The organism is Enterobacter cloacae complex sp. IR5422, assembly GCF_049238165.1.
Classification (GTDB): domain Bacteria; phylum Pseudomonadota; class Gammaproteobacteria; order Enterobacterales; family Enterobacteriaceae; genus Enterobacter; species Enterobacter roggenkampii.
The window spans coordinates 49,261-70,924 of record NZ_JBMKHT010000003.1; the positions used below are offsets into that span (position 1 = coordinate 49,261).

Below are 21,664 nucleotides of genomic sequence, written 5' to 3' on the forward strand. Positions count from 1 at the left end.
CTCAGAATGGATACTGGCCGGAGAAAGGCTCTGCAATAGCAACGCCAAAATTTTTCAGGCGGCAGGTGGCAGCAAACTCGTCCTGGCTTTTCACAAACAGGCACGGCTCCCCTTCGCATTCCAGCACGGAGCTGTCCACTTCGATATCCGTCAGGGCCTGACTGAGACGCTCCATCACCCGCCATGCATTTTCATCGCTCGGGCTCAGCAGCTTGAGCGCCACCAGGCAGTTTTCACAGCCCGCGACGTTTTGCGGAATCGGTTCAACTTTCGAACCAGCAAAACCCGCCGACCAGCGATAGCTCTGGGGCAAGCGATGGACAATAGAAAGTTGTAATGTATTCACGTTCGTTCCCCGGAAGCAAAATTTACTTCACAATTTATTTACATTTATAGTAACACATCATCGCCAGCCTGCACTATTCAGCACTTTTTTATCGGTATTCAGGCTCGCGTCGGCGCTATATGTACCCGTTTCTGCGATCTAACTCAACCTTTTTGAATACAATGATGTGACTTTTTACACAAATAGATTTTACATAAAATAAACAAACACGGCATAAACGAACGGGGGTTTGGTTGATATGCATCAACAAAAAAGGCCCTGCCGGGCCTTCTCTGTGTTTTAGTGGGCCGCTTTTCGCGGTCGACTGGCGTAAAGATAGAAGAGTATCGAGCTGGTTGCGCAAAAAGCCATCGCCCACAGCATGGGCCATGCCGTCGTAAAGGTGGCCATAGAAAGCAACGCGCCAACGATAGCGCCGATGCCGAAGCGGAACGTCCCCGCCAGGGAAGAGGCGGTCCCCGCCATGTGCGGGAACTCATCCAGAATCACCGCCATCGCATTGGACGACACCATCGACACGCAGCCGACAAAGGCCGCTACGCCGACCACCAGCGCCCAGAAGCCCACGCCCAGAAACGCGCTCACCACCAGCCAGATCGCCATCACAAACTGGATCCACAGCCCCGCGCGAAACATGTTCAGCGCCCCCACCCGCCGGACAAAGCGGCTGTTGATGATGGTCATGATGAACAGGAAGACGATGTTAAGCGCAAAGTAATAGCCGAAGTGCTGCGGCGACACGTGGTTAAGCTCGATGTAGACAAACGGCCCGGCGCTCAGGAAGGAGAACATTCCGGCGAAGCTGAACCCGCTTGCCAGCATATAGCTGAGCACGCGCTTGTGGCGAAACAGCGAGGCAAAGTTGCCGATGGTGGTACGGATGTGAAACTTCTGGCGGCGCTCGACGGGAAGCGTTTCATCTATAAAGAAGAAGATCATTGCCGAGGCCAGCAGCGCGGCCAGGGCCAGGATCCAGAAAATCACATGCCAGCTGAACCACACCAGCACCGCACCACCCGCCATTGGGGCCACCAGCGGCGCAATCGTCGTCACCAGCATGACAAACGACATCATGCGGGAGAACTCTTCTTTCGGGTAGATATCGCGCATCAGGGCGTTAATCACCACGCTTGCCGCTGCCGCCGCCAGACCGTGGAAGAAGCGCATGATAATCAGATGGTCGATGGTCTGGGCCAGCGCACAGGCAACCGCAGCGGCCGCAAAGACCAGCGTCCCGCCCAGAATGACGGGCTTGCGTCCAAGGCTGTCCGCCATCGGGCCATAAAACAGCTGGCCAAGGGCAAAGCCGAGAATATAGGTGCTGAGCGTCATCTGCGCGCTGCCCGCCGGGACGCCAAACTGCGCGGAAATGACCGGCAGCGCGGGCAGGTACATATCAATAGACAGCGGCATCAGCATGGCCAGCAGGCCAAGAATGAAGACGATTTTGAACGACGAGTGTGGCCTGATGGTCACAGGGTTCTCCTGAAATTAGTGCGAAGGCAGACCGACGCTGGCGATCTCTTCTTCCGTTAACGGACGGTATTCGCCTGGCGCAAGGTCGGGATCGAGTTCAATCGCACCAATCCGTTCGCGATGCAGGCCAACAACGTGGTTCCCCACCGCGGCAAACATACGTTTCACCTGATGGTAGCGCCCTTCGCTGATGGTCAGACGGACCTCCGTCGGGGTGATGACTTCAAGCACCGCCGGTTTAGTCAGATCTTTTTCATTATGCAGCTGCACGCCTTTCGCGAAGTGCTCTGCCGTGTCATCCGACACCGGTGACTCCAGCGTCACGAGATAGGTTTTCTCGCAGTGGTGGCGTGGAGAGGTGATGCGATGCGACCACTGACCGTCGTCGGTCATCAGCACCAGACCGGTGGTGTCGATATCGAGGCGGCCTGCGGCATGCAGCTTGTGCGCCACCGGTTCGTCGAGGAAATAGAGCACCGTCGGGTGATCCGGATCGTCCGTTGAGCAGACGTAGCCTTCCGGCTTATTGAGCATGAAGTAGCGAGGACCGTGCTGCTGGGTCAGCGGATTGCCGTCATACTCCACCTGATGGTCAGGTTGCAGTTTGAACGCGCTGTCTCTCACAATGTCGCCATCCACGGTAACGCGGCTGGCGCGAATTTCGCGCCCGGCAATAGCGCGGCTTACGCCGAGTTGCTGAGCGATAAACTTATCAAGTCGCATGAAATCTTTTTAGCCTTAATGGTGCAGGAAGTCGGACAACAGGTCCGAAAATAGAAGCAGTCTGGAACGGTTCAGTATAATGGTCTGGTTGCGCCACTCAAGGGAAAAAGTTTCGTGGCATACTATCTATACCCTAAATAATTCGAGTTGCATGAAGGCGGCAAAGGAGTGAATCCCCGGGAGCTTACATAAGTAAGTGACCGGGGTGAACGAGTGCAGCCAACGCACAGGCAACTTGAAGTATGACGGGTATATGTGCGGAATAACAAAACCGAGACCCCATGACTTTTACACTTCGTCCCTATCAGCAGGAAGCCGTTGACGCCACCCTCGCCTGGTTCCGTAAACATCGCGAGCCGGCGGCGATTGTGCTCCCGACCGGCGCAGGCAAAAGCCTGGTCATTGCCGAGCTGGCGCGTCTGGCCCGCGGCCGCGTGCTGGTGCTGGCGCACGTTAAAGAGCTCGTCGCGCAAAACCATGCCAAGTATTGTGCACTTGGACTGGAAGCCGACATTTTCGCCGCCGGTCTAAAGCGTAAAGAGAGCCACGGCAAGGTGGTGTTTGGCAGCGTGCAGTCGGTGGCCCGCAATCTGGATCTGTTTCGCAGCGAATTTTCGCTGCTGATTGTCGACGAGTGTCACCGCATCAGCGATGACGACGACAGCCAGTATCAGCAAATCCTGACGCACCTGAAAGACGTGAACCCTCACCTGCGCCTGCTGGGCCTGACGGCGACCCCGTTTCGTCTGGGGAAAGGCTGGATCTATCGTTACCATTATCACGGCATGGTGCGCGGCGATGACAAGGCCCTGTTTAGCGACTGCATCTACGAGCTTCCGCTGCGCTACATGATTAAACATGGCTACCTGACGCCGCCTGAACGGCTGGATATGCCGGTGGTGCAGTACGATTTCAGCCGCCTGCAGGCGCAGAGCAACGGGTTATTCAGCGAAGCGGATCTTAACCAGGAGCTGAAAAAGCAAAAGCGCATTACGCCGCATATCATCAGCCAGATTGAGGAGTTCGCCGCGACGCGCAAAGGGGTGATGATCTTTGCCGCCACCGTTGAGCACGCGCGCGAAATCACCGGGTTACTGCCCTCCGGCGACGCGGCGCTCATCACCGGCGAGACGCCCGGCCCCGAGCGCGACCGCCTGATTGAGGCCTTTAAAGCCCAGCAGTTCCGCTATCTGGTTAACGTGTCGGTGTTGACCACCGGCTTTGACGCCCCGCACGTCGACCTGATCGCTATCTTGCGCCCGACCGAATCGGTCAGTCTGTATCAGCAAATTGTTGGCCGCGGCCTGCGTCTGGCGCCGGGGAAAACCGACTGTCTGATCCTGGATTATGCCGGTAACCCGCACGATCTCTATACGCCTGAGGTCGGCGCGCCAAAAGGAAAAAGCGACAACGTGCCCGTGCAGGTCTTTTGCCCTGCCTGCGGGTTTGCCAACACCTTCTGGGGCAAAACCACCGCCGACGGTACGCTGATCGAACATTTTGGCCGCCGCTGTCAGGGCTGGTTTGAAAATGATGAAGGGCATCGTGAGCAGTGCGATTTTCGTTTCCGCTTCAAAAACTGCCCGCAGTGCAACGCCGAAAATGACATTGCCGCTCGCCGCTGTCGGGAGTGCGACACGGTGCTGGTTGACCCGGACGACATGCTGAAAGCGGCGCTAAAGCTGAAAGATGCGCTGGTGCTGCGCTGTTCCGGCATGGCGCTGCAGCCCGGCGCGGATGAAAAAGGCGAATGGCTGAAAATCACCTATTACGACGAGGACGGGGCGGACGTCAGCGAGCGCTTCCGGGTCCAGACGCCTGCCCAGCGAACGGCCTTCGAACAGCTGTTTATTCGCCCGCACACCCGCACCCCGGGCGTGCCCCTGCGCTGGATCACCGTGGCCGATATCGTGCGCCAGCAGGTGTTGTTGCGCCATCCGGATTTTGTCGTCGCCCGTAAGAAAGGCCAGTACTGGCAGGTGCGCGAGAAGCTCTTTGACTACGAAGGTCGCTTCCGTCGCGCCAACGAATTGCGCGGTTAGCGGGACTTTTCATTGATGTGAGGGGCATTTGAGTATAAAATGCCGCCCGCTTCACATCCGTGAGGCAGAACACTCACCTGCTGCTGGGTCGCCTGTAGTAGGGTTTTAAATACAGAGAGAAATCAATGTTCACTATCGAAGCAGAAGTACGTAACGTGCAGGGTAAGGGTGCGAGCCGCCGCCTGCGTACCGCTAACAAGTTCCCGGCTATCGTTTACGGTGGCGAAGCTGCTCCAGTTGCAATCGAACTGGATCACGACAAACTGTGGAACCTGCAGACCAAAGCTGAATTCTACAGCGAAGTTCTGACCATCGTTGTTGGCGGTAAAGAAGAAAAAGTGAAAGTTCAGGCTGTTCAGCGTCACGCGTTCAAGCCAAAACTGACTCACATCGACTTCGTTCGCGCGTAATCGCAAACCCGTCGAAAAAAACCCCGCTTCTGCGGGGTTTTTTGTGCCTGCTATTTACCGCCCGAGGTGCGGCGCTGAAGCTGATCGCGCAGATTCGGCGGCGTACCCTTAATGGTCAGCGTATCGGTGGCCGGATCCCAGAAGATACGTTCCCCCAGCAGCATCGCATCAAAGTTGATGGTTAACCCGCCGCCGCTGCCGGCAAACTTGGTTAACTGACGCAGCGTGCTGCGATCCGCCGGGAAGCTCTCTTCAAGCTCATAGCCCTTTTCTGCGGTAAATTCCTGGAAGCTGACTTCGCTAACGCCCGCCAGCTCTTTTGACAGCGACTCCAGCTCAATCTCTTCCCCAGCCTGCAGCTGTTCGTTGCAGTAGCTGTAAACCTGCTGGCGCACCGTCTGGCGCTCAGATTTATCAAGCTGCGCTTCGGCTGTGAAATCGTCAACCGCCTGGAGCAGCCCTTTGTTCTGCGCTTTGGCGTTAAGCCCTTCACTGGCACCGAGGAAGTCCATGAAGAAATCCGCCACTTTGCGGCCCACGCGTCCCTTCAGGAAAGTCAGGTAGCGGGTCGACTCCGGGTTGGTTTCCCACTCGGTCAAATCAATACGCGCCACGATATCCGCATGGTTGATATCCAGATAATGCGTCGAGCTGATATCCAGCTGCTCGTTCACGCGCATGCTGCTTAAGTTATTCAGCACGGTAACCAGCAGGTACTCGACCGCCAGATAGCGGTAGTGGCAGAACAGCACGATCCCGCCGTCGGCGAACGGATATTTCGCCAGCTCATCGCGCAGACGCCCGGTTGCCGCACGGCTAAACGCCAGGAAATCCTCTTCACCCTGGCGCTGCAGGCGCAGGCTATCGGCCAGTTCACTCTCTTCGTTGAACAGCCCATAGGCTTTATTTTTGGCGCTGTAGACGCGATGCAGCTCTGCCATCATCTCCACAACGGTCGCCGTGGGTTCCAGTAACGAATCGCGCAGCACCACTTCAAGGGTTTGCTCATCGCGCTTGATAAGCTGGTGCAGGGCAATCTGGTTGATTTCCAGACTCATGATAAACTCTCCTTTTAGACCGGGCGGTATTCAACCACCACCAGGACATGTGTGCAACAACAGATAAAAAAGGGGAAAAAAAGCTGTTGCTACGGTAATATGTTGCCCTTTCATCAACAAACTGATTTTGATTTATGCCACAACATTCCCGCTACAGTGATGAACACGTTGAACAACTGCTCAGTGAGCTGGTCAACGTACTGGAAAAACATAAAACGCCGACCGATCTCTCCCTGATGGTTTTGGGAAATATGGTCACCAACCTGATTAACACCAGCGTTGCTCCGGCTCAGCGTCAGGCGATCGCAAAATCTTTCGCCCAGGCTTTACAGTCGTCCGTCAGCAACGACCCGGCCCATTAAGGGATACGAACAACAGTTTATGGTGACGAATCGTCAGCGCTACCGTGAAAAAGTCTCCCAGATGGTCAGCTGGGGGCACTGGTTTGCCCTGTTCAACATTCTGCTGGCGACGGTCATTGGCTGTCGTTATCTGTTTGTCGCAGACTGGCCAACAACGCTCACCGGGCGTATCTACTCCTGGATAAGCGTTGTCGGTCACTTTAGCTTTTTGGTTTTCGCCACCTATCTGCTGATCCTGTTCCCCCTGACGTTTATCGTCATGTCGCAGCGTCTGATGCGATTCTTGTCCGCCATCCTTGCGACGGTGGGGATGACGCTGCTGCTTATCGACAGTGAAGTGTTCACCCGCTTCCACCTGCATCTCAACCCCATCGTCTGGGAGCTGGTGATTAACCCCGACCAGAACGAAACGGCCCGCGACTGGCAGCTGATGTTTATCAGCGTCCCGGTGATCCTGTTGATTGAGATGCTGTTTGCCACCTGGAGCTGGCAAAAACTGCGTAGCCTGACCCGGCGACGCCATTACGCGAAGCCCGTCGCCGCGCTCTTCTTCGTCTCCTTTATCAGTTCGCACATCATGTATATCTGGGCGGATGCGAACTTCTATCGTCCTATTACTATGCAGCGCGCGAACCTGCCGCTCTCGTACCCGATGACGGCCCGTCGCTTCCTCGAGAAACATGGCCTGCTTGATGCGCAGGAGTACCAGCGCCGTCTTATCGAGCAGGGTAACCCGGAAGCCGTCAGCGTGCAGTATCCTCTGAGCGACCTGCGCTATCGCGATATGGGCCGCGGGCAAAACGTCCTGCTCATCACCGTCGACGGCCTGAACTATTCCCGTTATGAGAAGCAGATGCCAGCCCTGGCCAATTTCGCGAGTCAAAACGTCACGTTTACTCAGCACATGAGCTCCGGTAACACAACCGACGCGGGCATCTTTGGCCTCTTCTATGGCATTTCAGCCGGATACATGGACGGCGTACTCTCTACCCGCACGCCTGCGGCGCTGATCACCGGGCTGAATCAGCAGGGCTATCAGTTAGGGTTGTTCTCATCCGATGGCTTTAACAGCCCGCTCTACCGCCAGGCGCTGCTGTCTGATTTCTCACTGCCGGCGGCACAGAATCAGTCCGATGCGCAGACCGCCAGCCAATGGATAAACTGGCTACAGCGCTATGCCCAGGAAGATAACCGCTGGTTCTCATGGGTTGCCTTTAACGGCACAACGCTTGCTAACAGCAACAAGAGTGATTTCGCGCGCCGCTACGGCCGCGCGGCGGGTGATGTTGATGCACAGATTGCCCGCGTGCTTGACGCGCTACGTGAGTCCGGCAAGCTGGACAACACCGTGGTGATCGTGACGGCAGGCCATGGCGTCCCGTTAGGTGACGAGACGAAGAGCATGAGCTGGTCACGCCCTAACCTGCAGGTTCCGCTGGTCATCCACTGGCCGGGCACCCCGGCGCAGCGCATCACTATGCTTTCCGAGCATAAAGATGTGATGACCACCCTGATGCAACGCCTGCTGCACGTCAGCACGCCAGCAAACGAGTATTCGCAGGGCCAGGATCTCTTCAGCGCCGCGCGCCGCCATAACTGGGTTACGGCAGCAGGGAATAATACGCTGGTGGTGACCACGCCGAAGCTGACGCTGGTGCTGAACAGCAACGGGAATTATCAGACGTATAACCTGCAGGGTGAACGGCTGAAAGACCAGAAACCGCAGCTGAGCCTGCTGCTGCAGGTCCTGACGGATGAGAAGCGTTTTGTCGCTAACTGATTAATAATAAACCAGTTAGCGACGGATTTCCTTGCATTCAAAACGGAATCGAGTAGTATTCTTTCTATGCGTCGGCACGTAGCGCAGCCTGGTAGCGCACCGTCATGGGGTGTCGGGGGTCGGAGGTTCAAATCCTCTCGTGCCGACCAAAAATACATTGAAAACCAGCCTCTTATGGCTGGTTTTTTATTTCGCCTCGTCCGGCGTTTTGCGCAGGTACACAAGCGTTACCAGACAAATCACCGCCCCGGCATAAAACGTATATTCCGCCCCAAACGTTTCCCAGATGGCTCCTGCCCCCAGGCTGGCGACTAACAATCCCACGCCGCTGACCAGACTAAAAATGCCGTAGGCGGTACCGCGCAGATCTGCAGGCGCCGTTTTTGCGATCATTGCCGCCAGCAGCCCCTGCGTCATCCCCATATGCACTCCCCAAAGCGCAACGCCCAGAAGCATTCCAGCCCAGTGGGTGCTCAGCGCCAGCACAATATCTGCTCCAATCAGCATCACCAGACCCCACTGCAGTAGCCGGGTGTGGCTCATCCGGTCCGATAACTTGCCAAACGGATAGGCAGAGAGGAAATAGAGCAGATTCATGGCCACCATCACCAGCGGGATCAGCGCCAGCGGCACCCCCGACTGCTGTGCGCGCAGGACAAGAAAGGCTTCACTGAAGCGTGCGAGCGTGAAGATGGCCCCCAGACCAATCACCCACCAGCAGCCTTTCCCGAGACGCCTGAGGTTCTCTTTTTTGATGGGGTTCGTGCGTTTATGTTCGACGGGCGTTTTCGGCTCATGCAGGCCGAAGAAAAGCAGCGCCACGGCGAGCACGCCGGGGATCACCGCGATCCAGAAAATCGTGCGAAAATCATCGTTCCACAGCAGCATCAATCCTACTGCCAGCAGCGGCCCGAGAAATGCGCCGATGGTGTCCATCGACTGACGCAGCCCAAAGGCCGCGCCGCGAAGTTCCGGCGGCGTAACGTCAGCAACCAGCGCATCGCGCGGCGCTCCCCGGATCCCCTTCCCGACCCGGTCGATTAAGCGTGCCCCCAGAATCATGCCTGAAGAAGAGGCGATAGCGAACAACGGTTTACTCAACGCGCCAAGACCGTAGCCCAGAACCGCCAGCCCTTTACGCTTGCCCAGATAGTCACTGATGGCGCCGGAAAACACCTTGATAAACAGCGCAGTGGCCTCAGCCAGGCCTTCAATCAAACCAATGAAAATCACGCTGGCGCCCAGCGTCGTGACCATAAACAATGGCAGCAGGCTGTGAATGATCTCCGAAGAGATATCCATCAACATACTTACTCCACCGACCACCCAGACACCTTTTGGGATCTGGCGGAGCGTGGCAAACCGGGATTGCATTAAGCCTCTCCTGCTTTCTGTAAACAAAGGTGCTCTCAACAGAATATCCTGGAAAGGCGAATAAAAATTATCAGGCATAAAAAAAGCCACCCCGCAGGATGGCTCAGTTATCGCAAATCGGTGCTTAGTGCTTCTCACGTCCGCCCAGGAAAAAAATACCCAGCGGTATAGCCAGCAGAACGGTGAATACCAGGCTGTAGACAAAGATCATCGCCGATTGCAGGACATACATGCTGGTTGTCCAGGCAGAGAGAGGAATGTTGTACTGTTCGATGACGCCAACAATCGTGGCCCGCCCCACGCACGCGGCAGCAATCATAAACACGACCAGCAGCGCCAGGAGGAACTTGCGGCCTTCAGGCGTTTTCAGTTTTGCACGAACCATCTCTCTTCCCTTTTACAGATGAATAACATTATATAGTGTCTAAAATAACACAAACGCCTGTCAGACTCCACGCCAGTACAAACACCTGCATAAATAACAAATAGCTGGTTTATTACGCTGTATATATTGAAAATGTAAGTAAATAACACCAATCATTCACGGTCGCTATGTTAACCTGTGCAGGATCGTTTTGACATAAAGGAATGACAATGAAAAACGCACCTAAATTTGCCATCGCACTCATCGCCGCCGCGTGTGTCAGCACCAGCGCTTTCGCCAGCGAAACACCTAAAGAGCAGCCGCTGGAAAAAGTCGCCCCGTATCCGAAAGCGGATAAAGGGATGACGCGTCAGGTGATTCAGCTTCCGGTTCAGCAGGATGAAGCGAACTACAAAGTGGAGCTGTTAATTGGCAAGACGCTGGAAGTGGACTGCAACCAGCATCGTCTGGGTGGTCAGCTGGAAAGCAAAACGCTGGAAGGCTGGGGTTACGACTATTACGTCTTTGATAAAGTCACCTCTCCAGTCTCCACCATGATGGCCTGCCCGGATGGCAAGAAAGAGAAGAAATTTGTGACCGCCTATCTGGGCGACAACAGCCTGCTGCGCTACAACAGCAAGTTGCCGATCGTGGTCTATACGCCTGAAAATGTGGAAGTGAAGTATCGCGTGTGGAAAGCTGAAGAGAAGATTGAGCAGGCTGTCGTACGTTGAAATTAAGTCGGGTGGCGGCTTCGCCTTACCCGACCTACAAAATAACACCGAACATACGCCGGGTAGGCGTCAGTGCCACCCGGCTTTTTTACCTTACAGCGCGATATCCGCAACCGGTTTGTTTTCCGGCTGAGGCTTCAGCTCCGCTTTTGGCGCAGCATCCGCAGCCTGCGGTTTGATGTACTGCAGCTGCAGTACGCGGCTGGTGTATTCCAGCTCCTGCTCCGTCGCGCTCACGTTACCGTTCAGCTTCGTGCCGTAGGATGGAATAATGGTCTTCAGCTTCGCCTGCCATTCCGGACTGGCGACTTTATCTTTAAACACTTTTTCCATCAGGTGCAGCATGATTGGCGCAGCGGTAGACGCACCCGGTGACGCCCCCAGCAGCGCGGCGATGGTGCCGTCCTTATCGCTCACCACTTCGGTGCCCAGACGCAGCACGCCGCCCTCTTTCGGATCGCGCTTGATGATCTGCACGCGCTGACCCGCCTGCCACAGACGCCAGTCTTCTTTCTTCGCCTCAGGATAGTACTCTTTCAGCGCTTCGAAACGGTCGTCGTCAGACAGCATCACCTGGCTAATCAGGTATTTCACCAGATCGAAGTTATCCAGCCCCACGTCCATCATCGGCTTGACGTTAGAGGTGGTGGTTGCGCTCAGCAGATCCCACAGGGAGCCGTTTTTCAGGAATTTAGTGGAGAAGGTCGCGAACGGGCCAAACAGCACCACGCGTTTGCCGTCAAGCATACGGGTATCGATGTGCGGAACAGACATTGGCGGCGCGCCCACGGAAGCCTGACCGTACACTTTTGCCAGATGACGATTCACCACTTCCGGGTTATCGGACACCAGGAACTGACCGCCCACCGGGAAGCCCGCGTAGTCATCCGCTTCCGGAATACCGGACTCCTGCAGCAGTTTCAGCGCGGCACCGCCCGCACCGATAAAGACAAACTTCGCCTTGATGACGTGCTCGGCTTCGTTGTTTTTCAGATCGGCAACGGTCACGCTCCAGCTGTTATCCGCGTTGCGCTTGAAACCGCGCACTTCGGTGCTGAGCTGCAGGTTGAAGTTCTCTTTTTTCTTCAGAGACGTCACCAGCTGACGGGTAATTTCACCGTAGTTGACGTCGGTACCAATTTCGGTACGGGTCGCCGCCACTTTCTGGTTCGGGTCACGACCTTCCATGACCAGCGGAGCCCACTCTTTAATCTGCGCGTGGTCTTCAGAGTATTTCATTCCGCGGAACAGCGTGCTCTGCTGCAGTGCGGCGTAGCGCGCGCGCAGGAAGTTGACGTTCTGCTCGCCCCACACAAAGCTCATGTGCGGTACGGTGTTGATGAAAGAGTGCGGGTCGTGCAGTACGCCGCTGTTGACCTGGTGAGACCAGAACTGGCGAGAAACCTGGAACGCCTCGTTGATCTCTACCGCCTTCTCGATACTAATGGAACCGTCCTTTTTCTGCGGCGTATAGTTCAGTTCCATGAGTGCCGAATGGCCGGTACCGGCGTTGTTCCAGCCGTTCGAACTCTCCTGCGCCACGCCATCAAGGCGCTCGACCATGGTCATTGACCAGTCCGGCTGCAGTTCTTGCAGATAGGTTCCCAGCGTGGCGCTCATGATACCGCCACCGATTAAAAGGACGTCCGTTTCCTGCTCTTTTGGTGCGTCAGCTTTCGCCGCCATGGAGACGGTGTTAAGCCCCACGGCCAGAGAAAAGAGCATGGCAGTCATTTTTTTCATAATTTATGCCTTAGTGTAAAAGTGCTTGATGCGTGGAAAGTGCAGGTGAAACAAGCTGCGGGGGCACGGTAACAACTTTTAAATATTGTTTAAAGGTTACGAAATTATTGTAATTGTGAAATTTAATGATGGATTGTTTGTGAGGAATTATCGAAGCGTCTGGTAAAGCGCGGTTTAACTGGCTAGTATGTTGCGTTTTGTGATCGCGCGCACGGAAGCCTGCCCTAACCAGCGAAACGTTATGTCCCTACCCCATTCTGCTGTCTCTCCCGAAAACCGTGTCGCCAGCGTGCTGCGTTCCCCTAAGCAGCTGACGCGTGAAACGCTGGCTGGCGTGATTACCGCCCTGGCGCTGATCCCCGAGGTCATCTCATTTTCCGTTGTGGCGGGCGTTGACCCGAAGGTCAGCCTGATCGCTTCCGTTGTGCTCTGTCTTGCCCTGTCTGTACTGGGCGGTCGCCCGGCGATGGTCACGGCCGCGGCCGGTTCCGTGGCGCTGGTTATTGGGCCCATGGTGCATGAGCACGGCGTACAGTACATTCTTCCCGCCGTGCTCATGGCTGGCGTAATTCAGATTCTGTTTGGCCTCCTCGGCATGGCCAGACTGATGCGCTTTATTCCCCAGTCGGTCATGACCGGGTTTGTTAACGCCCTCGGGATATTGATTTTCTTTGCGCAGGTTCCGCATTTCTGGAGCCGAAGCCCGCTGATTGTGGGCCTGTTCGTGCTGACGGTACTGATCGTGCTGTGGGTGCCGCGCTATTTCAAAAGCATCCCTTCCCCACTGATTGCGATTGTGCTGTTAACCTTGTTTACCGTTTCAACCGGGCAAAGCCTGCCGACCGTGGGCGATGAAGGCGCCATGAGCGGCGGCTGGCCGGGTCTTAGCGAACTTCTGGTCCCACTCAATCTACAGACGCTGAGCATAATCTGGCCGTGCGCGTTGAGCATCGCGTTTGTCGGCCTGCTGGAATCCCTGCTGACCGCAAAGCTGGTGGATGAGCTGACCGCGACGCCGTCAAGTAAACGCCGCGAAAGCATTGGATTAGGCGTCGGCAATATTCTGGCCGGATTTTACGGTGGGATTGCAGGCTGCGCGATGATCGGACAAACCATCGTTAACGTAGAGATGGGGAAAGGCCGAAGCCGAATTTCAACCTTCGCTGCGGGCATCGTGCTGCTGATCCTGGTGACGGCGCTCAGCGACGTGATGGCCAACATCCCGATGGCGGTGCTGGCGGGCATTATGGCCATCGTCGCCGTCAAAACCTTCAGCTGGCACAGCCTTCAGCCGGCCGCGCTGAAAACGGCCCCGATTGCAGAAACGGTCGTCATGCTGGTCACCGTTGCCGCCACGGTATCAACCGGCAATCTGGCGATTGGCGTGCTGGGCGGGATAATCGTCATGGTGCTGCTTCCCGCCCGCATTAAGCGTCGGCTTAAAGCAGAAAAATCGTCGCCAGCCCAAGAAAAATAAAGAAACCGCCGGTATCGGTGATGGCGGTGATCATCACGCTCGACCCCACCGCGGGGTCGCGCCCCAGTTTGGTCATGGTCAACGGGATAATAACGCCCATCATCGATGCCACCAGCAGATTCAGCACCATCGCCAGCATCATCACGCCGCCTAGCGCCATATCGTCATACAGCCACCAGGTGATGCCGCCCATAATGCCGCCCCATACCAGGCCGTTGATCAGCGCTACGCCCATCTCTCTGAAGATCAGAAAGGCGAAGTTGCCGGGCTGAATTTTTTCCAGCGCCAGCGCGCGGACGATCATGGTAATGGTCTGGTTTCCGGTGTTGCCGCCAATCCCGGCCACAATCGGCATCAGCGAGGCCAGCGCCACCAGCTGCGAAATGGTGTGTTCAAAGCCGTCAATCACGCGGGAAGCGATGAACGCGGTACACAGGTTAATGGCCAGCCACGCCCAGCGCGTTTTCACCGCCTTGCCGACGGAAGCATGGACGTCATCTTCCGCGCTGATCCCCCCCAGCGCACGCAGATCGTTATCGGTTTCTTCATAAACCACGTCAACGATCTCGTCGATGGTCAGACGCCCCATCAGTTTGCCGACGGAGTCCACGACGGCGGCACTCACGAGGTCATCACGTTCGAAGGTACGCGCCGCTTTTTCCGCATCGTCCTCCGGGGAGAAGACCATCGGCTCGTTTTCCATCACCTCGCTCACCTTCCGCTGGGTGCTGTTGAGCAGGATGGTTTTCAGCTCCAGCTCGCCAAGCAGGGTTTTATCCCGGGAGGTGACAAACAGCTTATCGGTGTTATCCGGCATTTTGCCCAGGCGGCGCAGATAGCGCTGCACGGTGCCGAGCGTCACGTCCGGGCGCACCGTGATAACGCCAAACTCCATAATCGCGCCGACGCTGTTTTTCTCGTAATGCATCACCTGGCGCACGCGCGCGCGTTCATCGGCAGGCAGTGACGCCAGCAGGCGGCCGGTCAGGTTTCGCGGCAGGTGTTGAACCAGGTAAATCTGTTCGTCGATATCCAGCGTTTGCAGGGCGTCAAGAATATCCCGGTCGCTCATCTCGTCGATCAGGTCGTCCCAGACGTTTTCCGAGGCCTCAAGCAGCACCTGTCCGCGCTCGTGATCCTGCACCAGCCGCCACAGGGCGTGACGTTCTTCCGAGGGAAGCGCTTCCAGGGTGTCCGCCAGATCCGGCGGCGGGAGATGAGCAACCAGCGCACCTACCTCAGCAATATCGTCGGCTAACGTGCCGACATCATATTGCTCAGCCAGGGTCAGTTTGCCTAATAGCGTAGACGTGACCGCTTTATCGGTCGTGAGAAGCCAGATCAGTCGCGCACGTTCCTGGTCACGCTGCCTGGCGCTGTTTTTCTTTAATACCGACATCAATCATAAATCCATGAAATAAGTTGGTATTAAGCATAGCGCGAGGATATGTAAATAAGAATAAACAACGGGCCGGGATGGAGAAAAAAGCGGCATTTCGTGCAAATCATTGTGCCCGGCAGCGCTACGCTTGCACGGGCCTACAAAATCCCAGGCCGGGTAAGGCGAAGCCGCCACCCGGCACACGGGCATCAGGCCGTTCGCGCCACCGCGTCACGCGAGGCCGCATCGCGCGCTTCACCGGTCAGCTCGCTCAGCCTGCCGTCGCGCATCTCCAGCAAGCGGTCAGCGTGAATAAAGTAATGATCGTCGTGGCTGATGGCGAAAATGGTTTTGCCCATCTCCTGCATCAGCGGCAGCAGCACCTGATAAAACTCGCGGCGGAAGTGCGGGTCCTGATCCGCCGCCCACTCGTCGAGCAGAATGATGTCACGCTCTTCCGCCAGCGCCAGCAGCAGCGCCACGCGTTTTTTCTGCCCTTTGGAGAGTTTGAGGTTAAGGATCTTGCCGTCCTGAAGTTCCAGCTTGTGCGACATCTGCAGGTGCGCCAGCCATTTTTCCACCAGCGCAGGATTGGCCTGCTGCCCTTCCGGCCCCAGCAGCCGATCAAACAGCCAGACGTCGGTGAACACCGCCGAGAAAAGCTTGCGGTAGTCCTCGGGCTTCTCCGCACTCAGCGCCGTGCCATCCAGTAAAATCTCGCCCGACTGCGGCTGATAAAGCCCGGTGAGCAGCATCGCCAGCGTCGATTTACCGCTGCCGTTGCCGCCAATCAGGAACAGCAGCTCGCCGCGGCGGATCGTCAGATTGAGCGGCCCCACGGAGAAGGCGCTGTCCTGATAGCGGAACGTGACGTTACGCAGCTCGAGCGTCTGCCAGTTCGGGAAGGCCTGCGGGCGCGGGAATTCGGGCTTAAACGGCGCGAGATCGAATTTTTTGAGTTTATTAAAGGCCACCTGCGCACTCAGCAAGGTGGGCAATGCGCCCACCGCCGAGAGCAGCGGCGTGCGCAAAAACAGCAGCGTCAGTGAGTAGGTTGCCGCGACGTTGGTATCCGCCCAGCCCAGGCTGTTCGCCATCCAGAACACCAGGCCAATGGCGCCCAGCATCATAATGTTTGACCAGTTCACCGCGCTCAGGTGGAAGGTATCGGCGCGAATGATATGGTGCCGGTATTCGCGCGCGTCCGGAATATAGAGATGGTTAAAGATATACTCGGCGCGCTCGCGGTTCAGGGTGAGCTCTTTGCGCCCTTCCAGTACCGTCTGGTAATCGTTATAGAGCTTATCTTCGGTTTCGCGCAGCACCGCCATGTGTTTATAGACGCGGGACACCAGCACAAAACCGCCCCAGATGGTGATGGCAATCCACAGCGCAGTCACCGCCAGCATTTTGCTGGAGAGCCAGGCGAGATAGGCCGCCGAGCCGAAGGTCAGAATGATCCCCTGCACCAGCTCCGGCAGACGAACGAACGCGATAGTAATGGCGCGAACGTCGCTGGTCAGCCCCGCCAGCAGGGAGGCGCTGCCGAGCTGCTCGACGCGCTCGACCTGAGTGTCCAGGATGCGCTTGATAAACTCGCTGCGCAAACGGAAAACGAAATGGTGGCCGAGCGCAGTCAGCGCCAGCTGGGAGCCGAGCGTAACCGCCATCAACAGAAGCAGCAGGCCGAGAAACTCCGGCAATACGGAGAGCGAGGTGTCGACCATTTCAATCAACCGCACGTTAATAAACGCGATCAGGCCAATACCCAGCGCGGCGCTGGCCAGGCTTAACGCCATGACGGCGACGAAGGGCCAGCGGTACTGACGCCAGACGAGGAGAAGTAGTTGCATGCAGGCAATCCGGACAATAAAAAATCAGCGAGCAGTGTAAACTGCCCTGCGCGGACATCAAGAATAATTCTTATTTTAGTTTACGCATCCCCGCCTGACGGAAGGTCAGATTAAAGCGGTACTCGCCCGTGAGGGGGTGAACGCCGGGTTTCAGCGGCTGAATGCCGTGATAGTAAAGCCGCGATTCCCTGCCCCACACCACCACATCGCCATGTTCCAGCATGATGCGTTTGAGCGGATCGTTGCGGCGTAATCCCCCAAACTGAAAGACGGCGGGCAGGCCTAACGATACCGAAACGATAGGCGCGCGCAGATCGGGCTCATCCTTGTCCTGGTGCAGCGAGAGCTTCGCCCCGACGGCGTAGCGGTTGATCAGACAGGCGTCAGGACGGAAGTCAGGATAATCCGCCGCCACGGCAGCCTCGTGACAAAGTGCCTGGAAAACCGCAGGCATGGGAGGCCACGGCCGACCTGTCGTGGGATCGTTCGGAGCATACACATACCCACGTTCGTTTGTCGCCCAGCCCAGTTCGCCGCAGTTGGCCATGGCCACCGACATGGTGTAGCCGCCCGGCGTCACCATATGGCGAAACGGTGAAGCCGCCGTCACCTCGTTGATACCGGCAAGCAACGCCCCCGCACGGGAGAGAGCAAAGCGGCGCAGGATAACCGCCCCCGGCGCAAGCGGCTCCTGCCAGGGTTCAGCATCCGCAAAAAGATCGAGCATTATCCCTCCCGGCGTTTCGCCTCACGTTTTAGTAATAGCGCTTTTCGCGCCGCCCCCCAGCGATAGCCCGACAGCGCGCCGTCGTTGCGAACCACGCGATGACAGGGGATCACAATCGCCAGCGTGTTGGCCGCACATGCTCCGGCGACGGCGCGTACCGCACTGGGCTGACCAATCGCCTGCGCCACCTGCTGGTAACTTGCCGTTTCACCGCAGGGAATTGCGCGAAGGGCCTGCCAGACGCGCTGCTGGAACGCGGTACCGCGAATATCCAGCGGCAGCGCAAGCGGTACGTCGCGGTTATCAATACTGGCAATGACCTGGTGGATCCGCTGTACGAAGGCGTCGTCCCGCGGCGCGTGCGTCGCTTTTGGAAATTGCGTGGCAAGCTCTGCGGTTAATTCAGCATCGGTGTCACCCAGCAGAATCGCGCAGATCCCCCGCTCGCTTTCGGCGACCAGACAGCGTCCTAACGAACAGTCATCGATGGCATACCGAACGGCCACCTCTCCTTTACGGTACTGCTTCGCCGTCATGCCCAACGCATCGTTGGCTTTACGATAATAGCTGCTGCTGTCGGGAAATCCCGCTGCCAGCACGGCATCGGTAATTTTGTCTCCCTGCGCAAGCGCGGTGCGCAGACGCTGACCCCGCGCCGCCTGCTGCCAGGCTTTTGGCGTCATGCCGGTCACGGATTTAAACAGGCGGTGGAAATGGAAAGGACTCATGGCAACCTGCTCCGCCAGCCTCTCCAGAGTTAGCGCAGGATCCTGCTCCAGAAGCCGGCAGGCGTGTTCCACTTTTGCCAGCTTTTGCGCCTGCGGATCGCGCTTGTCCGGCATGCAGCGCTTGCACGGACGAAAGCCCGCCTGAGCGGCGTGCCGGGCATCGGGATAAAAGCGGACATTTTTACGCAGCGCGTGGCGGGCGCGGCATGACGGACGGCAGAAAATACCGGTCGTCTGCACGGCGAAGACAAACTGATCGTCAGCGAGCGGATCGCGGGCCAGCACGGCCTGCCAGCGATCCTCATCGGTAGTGAAGGTTGGGTTTTTCATGATCGGCTCCTCGTATAAGCATACATAGAGCGTGCCTGAGCGCCACCGATAAAAAACCCGCAACCTTGCTTTTTAATTTTTGTCGCTGACCAGGAAACTGTTGAACTGCGGCGAGCTCCAGGTTTTAAACCCGTCGCCCTCTTTGGTGATCATATAAACCGCCAGCCCTTCCTGACGAACCACCTCTTTGGCTTTCTCCGGGCCAAGAACCATTAATCCGGTATCCCAGGCATCCGCTTCCAGCGCGGTGGGGGCAATGACCGTCACCGAGACCAGGTTATGCGTGATGGGGCGGCCGGTCTGCGGATCAATCACGTGCGAAATACGCTTCCCGTCAAGCTCATAATAGTTGCGATAGCTTCCGGAAGTGCTGATGCCATGTCCGTTGATATCCACTATCGCCTGCACGGCATTTTGCCGATCCGTCGGTTTTTGAATCGCCACGCGCCACGGTTTATCGCTGGCGTTCATGCCCCGACTGACCAACGCGCCGCCCACGGAGACCAGATAACGGGAAATCCCCTCCTGCGCCATCAGTGCAGCAAGATGATCCGCCGCATAGCCTTCCCCGACCGTCGACAGATCGACAAACAGATCGGGAATATCTTTCTGCAGGTACTGCTGCCCGTACTGGTTGATGACGGTCAGATGCTGTAGCCCGGTCCGGGCGCGGGCGTCATCAATGGCCGCCTGTTCGGGCGTCTTCACCGGCTGTTTATTCGGGCCAAATCCCCAGAGGTTCACCAGAGGGCCGACGGTGACATCCATCGCCCCGTTGGTTTTATAACCTACGCGCATTGCCTCGGTCACGATATCGGCCATCGCCTCGCTCACCGGCCACAGAGAGGTGCTGGTTGAGAGGTTAAAGCGCATCAGCGCCGAGTCATTTTTATAGGTCGACAGCAGCTGATCGTCGGCGTCCAGCTGTGCCTGGATTTTGCCGCGAAGCTCATCCGTGCGCGTTTTATCGAGGTTCATCACGCTGACGCGCCAGAAGGTGCCCATCGTTTTGCCTTCGAGCACCGTCGCGGCAGGTGCGTCGGTTTTCGCCACGGGCGCGGGATCGTCACACGCGGTCAGGAAAAAAAGCATAGCCAGAAAGCTGGCGCGTAAAAAAGTCATGTCCATTCATTATTATCCTCATGCCAGGGCGGCAAGAGTACACCAAAACAGGTGAGTTGTGAGAATCAGAAAGGCACAAAAAAAGGGGCCATCAGGCCCCTTACGTCACACGATGGCGCGATTAGAACTGGTAAACCAGACCCAGCGCGACGATATCGTCAGTACCGATACCCGCCTGACGGGTGAATTCATTTTCATCAACCAGGTTGATTTTGTAATCCACGTAGGTGGACATGTTTTTGTTGAAGTAGTAAGTCGCACCCACATCAACATATTTCAGCAGATCCTGATCGCCGAAGTTTTCGATGTCTTTGCCTTTAGACTGCAGGTAAGCCACGGATGGACGCAGGCCGAAGTCGAACTGGTACTGAGCAACCACTTCGAAGTTCTGCGCTTTGTTAGCCCAACCCAGATCGCCTGCGCGAGTCGCGTTGTAGGTTTGGGTATACTGAGCAGCCAGGTAGATGTTGTTCGCGTCGTATTTCAGACCACCGGTGTAGGTTTCAGCACGGTCGCCAGTACCGAAGCCCATGTCGTTCTGGGAACTGGTGCGCTTAGAGCTGGACACGGCAGTACCAATACCGAAGCCTTCGCCCAGGTTATAAGTGATAGAACCGCCAACGCCATCACCGTTCTGACGCAGTGCTTCACGACCGTTGTTAGTCTGATCTTCACCGCTTACGCTACCGTTTTTACCTTGATACTGAACAGCGAAGTTCAGGCCATCAACCAGGCCGAAGAAATCGCTGTTACGGTAGGTCGCAAAGCCGTTACCACGCTGCTGCATGAAGTTGTCAGAACCGTAGGTGTCGCCGCCGAATTCTGGCAGAACGTCGGTCCAGGAAGTTACATCGTAAACCACACCGTAGTTACGACCGTAGTCGAAAGAACCCGCGTCACCAAATTTCAGACCGGCAAACGCCACACGGGTCCAGGCGTTGTTTTCGTTCTCACCTGAGTTACCCTGAATCTGGTATTCCCACTGGCCGTAACCGGTCAGCTGATCGTTAACCTGAGTTTCGCCTTTAAAGCCAAGACGCATGTAGGTCTGGTCGCCATCTGCGCTATCGTCATCGGAGAAATAGTGCAGACCATCGACTTTGCCGTACAGATCTAATTTGTTGCCATCTTTGTTATAAATTTCGGCCGCATTTGCTGCGCCTGCCACCAGGAGTGCTGGTACCAGGAGGGACAGTACTTTAACTTTCATTTTATTAACCCTCTGTTATATGCCTTATAATTGCCACTGCTTACTGGTTAACCCTCATTAACCAGTCGGCAATTTCATTCTCCGCAAAATTACAGAATAATCCAATGCGAATATGATACGAAAACTTTGAAGATGTTTCATTTGTCCATCAAGATGTTTCAAAATGTAAATATCAAGGAACTTTTACAAAGCACAAATAGCTTATAAATTTAGCACTTATAATCAAAAGAAAAATCATACATATAGTAATCAATAACTTATAATAAAAATCGTTACAGCACTGAATGACAAAACAAGATCGCGGCTAATCTCTAAAATATCTCTCGCTATCATCATTAACTTTATTTATTACCGTCATTCAGTTTTGAATGTCTGTTTATCCCTAATTGAGCCGGATGCTTCGCATTCGGTTTTTTTTTACCTT

Annotated in this window: 19 protein-coding genes and 1 tRNA gene; 7 read left to right on the forward strand and 13 right to left on the reverse strand. The window is 56.2% G+C overall.

What is annotated here, in order from left to right:
* Position 1: 1 nt before the first annotated feature.
* The 3 genes from ACOTXT_RS02585 to rsuA all read right to left on the reverse strand — a co-directional run bounded on the left by ACOTXT_RS02585 (position 2) and on the right by rsuA (position 2,545).
* The gene (locus ACOTXT_RS02585) at positions 2-346 is read right to left on the reverse strand and encodes a YejG family protein (protein WP_008500952.1); all 345 of its coding nucleotides are present in this window, start codon (positions 344-346) and stop codon (positions 2-4) included.
* A 279-nt stretch (positions 347-625) separates the two neighbouring features.
* Positions 626-1,822 (reverse strand): Bcr/CflA family multidrug efflux MFS transporter, encoded by a 1,197-nt coding sequence (locus ACOTXT_RS02590; protein ID WP_025913174.1) that lies wholly within the window; start codon positions 1,820-1,822, stop codon positions 626-628.
* Positions 1,823-1,837: 15 nt separating this feature from the next.
* Positions 1,838-2,545: a 16S rRNA pseudouridine(516) synthase RsuA gene (gene rsuA, locus ACOTXT_RS02595; protein ID WP_021241522.1), complete on the reverse strand. Its 708-nt coding sequence runs from the start codon at positions 2,543-2,545 to the stop codon at positions 1,838-1,840.
* 281 nt (positions 2,546-2,826) lie between these two features.
* Between rsuA and ACOTXT_RS02600 the strand changes: the two genes are divergently transcribed.
* Entirely contained in the window at positions 2,827-4,587 is a 1,761-nt protein-coding gene (locus ACOTXT_RS02600; RefSeq protein ID WP_021241523.1) for a DEAD/DEAH box helicase, read from the forward strand.
* A 125-nt stretch (positions 4,588-4,712) separates the two neighbouring features.
* A complete protein-coding gene (gene rplY / locus ACOTXT_RS02605) occupies positions 4,713-4,997 on the forward strand; it encodes a 50S ribosomal protein L25 (RefSeq protein WP_008500956.1) in 285 nt (94 codons plus the stop codon).
* Between the two features lie 50 nt (positions 4,998-5,047).
* On the opposite strand, the gene yejK is transcribed toward rplY, so the two are convergent.
* Positions 5,048-6,055 carry a nucleoid-associated protein YejK gene (gene yejK, locus ACOTXT_RS02610; protein WP_021241524.1) on the reverse strand — a complete coding sequence of 336 codons (1,008 nt, stop codon included), beginning with the start codon at positions 6,053-6,055 and terminating at the stop codon, positions 5,048-5,050.
* Positions 6,056-6,189: 134 nt separating this feature from the next.
* Here yejK and ACOTXT_RS02615 point away from each other — a divergent pair, with 134 nt between their 5' ends.
* The 3 genes from ACOTXT_RS02615 (at position 6,190) to ACOTXT_RS02625 (ending at position 8,346) form a co-directional block, all read left to right on the forward strand.
* Positions 6,190-6,417: a YejL family protein gene (locus ACOTXT_RS02615; protein ID WP_008500958.1), complete on the forward strand. Its 228-nt coding sequence runs from the start codon at positions 6,190-6,192 to the stop codon at positions 6,415-6,417.
* Positions 6,418-6,436: 19 nt separating this feature from the next.
* The gene (yejM, locus tag ACOTXT_RS02620; RefSeq protein ID WP_216280205.1) at positions 6,437-8,197 is read left to right on the forward strand and encodes an LPS biosynthesis-modulating metalloenzyme YejM; all 1,761 of its coding nucleotides are present in this window, start codon (positions 6,437-6,439) and stop codon (positions 8,195-8,197) included.
* Positions 8,198-8,269: 72 nt separating this feature from the next.
* Positions 8,270-8,346 (forward strand) — tRNA-Pro (locus ACOTXT_RS02625).
* Between the two features lie 37 nt (positions 8,347-8,383).
* Here ACOTXT_RS02625 and ACOTXT_RS02630 read toward each other — a convergent pair.
* Positions 8,384-9,571 carry an MFS transporter gene (locus ACOTXT_RS02630; protein ID WP_023294093.1) on the reverse strand — a complete coding sequence of 396 codons (1,188 nt, stop codon included), beginning with the start codon at positions 9,569-9,571 and terminating at the stop codon, positions 8,384-8,386.
* Positions 9,572-9,695: 124 nt separating this feature from the next.
* On the reverse strand, positions 9,696-9,956 hold the full coding sequence (locus ACOTXT_RS02635; RefSeq protein WP_008500962.1) for a DUF2534 family protein: 261 nt from the start codon (positions 9,954-9,956) through the stop codon (positions 9,696-9,698).
* 209 nt (positions 9,957-10,165) lie between these two features.
* Here ACOTXT_RS02635 and eco point away from each other — a divergent pair, with 209 nt between their 5' ends.
* Positions 10,166-10,669 carry a serine protease inhibitor ecotin gene (gene eco / locus ACOTXT_RS02640; RefSeq protein WP_039024004.1) on the forward strand — a complete coding sequence of 168 codons (504 nt, stop codon included), beginning with the start codon at positions 10,166-10,168 and terminating at the stop codon, positions 10,667-10,669.
* Between the two features lie 93 nt (positions 10,670-10,762).
* Here the strand turns inward: eco and mqo are convergent, their stop codons facing one another.
* Entirely contained in the window at positions 10,763-12,412 is a 1,650-nt protein-coding gene (gene mqo, locus ACOTXT_RS02645) for a malate dehydrogenase (quinone) (RefSeq protein ID WP_023325740.1), read from the reverse strand.
* 187 nt (positions 12,413-12,599) lie between these two features.
* On the opposite strand from mqo, the gene ACOTXT_RS02650 reads away from it, so the two are divergent.
* Positions 12,600-13,889, forward strand: a complete 1,290-nt coding sequence (locus ACOTXT_RS02650; RefSeq protein ID WP_333164092.1) for a SulP family inorganic anion transporter — start codon at positions 12,600-12,602, stop codon at positions 13,887-13,889.
* Here the strand turns inward: ACOTXT_RS02650 and mgtE are convergent.
* From mgtE to ACOTXT_RS02680, 6 genes are all read right to left on the reverse strand, one after another.
* The gene (mgtE, locus tag ACOTXT_RS02655) at positions 13,852-15,288 is read right to left on the reverse strand and encodes a magnesium transporter (RefSeq protein WP_045372658.1); all 1,437 of its coding nucleotides are present in this window, start codon (positions 15,286-15,288) and stop codon (positions 13,852-13,854) included. The two genes, ACOTXT_RS02650 and mgtE, sit on opposite strands and share 38 nt — an antisense overlap.
* Positions 15,289-15,479: 191 nt before the next feature.
* On the reverse strand, positions 15,480-17,123 hold the full coding sequence (locus ACOTXT_RS02660; RefSeq protein WP_032664075.1) for a multidrug ABC transporter permease/ATP-binding protein: 1,644 nt from the start codon (positions 17,121-17,123) through the stop codon (positions 15,480-15,482).
* A 70-nt stretch (positions 17,124-17,193) separates the two neighbouring features.
* Positions 17,194-17,850, reverse strand: a complete 657-nt coding sequence (alkB, locus tag ACOTXT_RS02665) for a DNA oxidative demethylase AlkB (RefSeq protein ID WP_021241532.1) — start codon at positions 17,848-17,850, stop codon at positions 17,194-17,196.
* Complete coding sequence (gene ada, locus ACOTXT_RS02670) at positions 17,850-18,908, reverse strand: bifunctional DNA-binding transcriptional regulator/O6-methylguanine-DNA methyltransferase Ada (protein WP_008500244.1); 1,059 nt, start codon at positions 18,906-18,908, stop codon at positions 17,850-17,852. Before ada ends, alkB begins: the two co-directional genes overlap by 1 nt.
* 72 nt (positions 18,909-18,980) lie before the next feature.
* Entirely contained in the window at positions 18,981-20,036 is a 1,056-nt protein-coding gene (apbE, locus tag ACOTXT_RS02675) for an FAD:protein FMN transferase ApbE (protein WP_021241534.1), read from the reverse strand.
* A 115-nt stretch (positions 20,037-20,151) separates the two neighbouring features.
* On the reverse strand, positions 20,152-21,240 hold the full coding sequence (locus ACOTXT_RS02680) for a porin OmpC (RefSeq protein ID WP_021241535.1): 1,089 nt from the start codon (positions 21,238-21,240) through the stop codon (positions 20,152-20,154).
* Positions 21,241-21,664 lie beyond the last annotated feature (424 nt).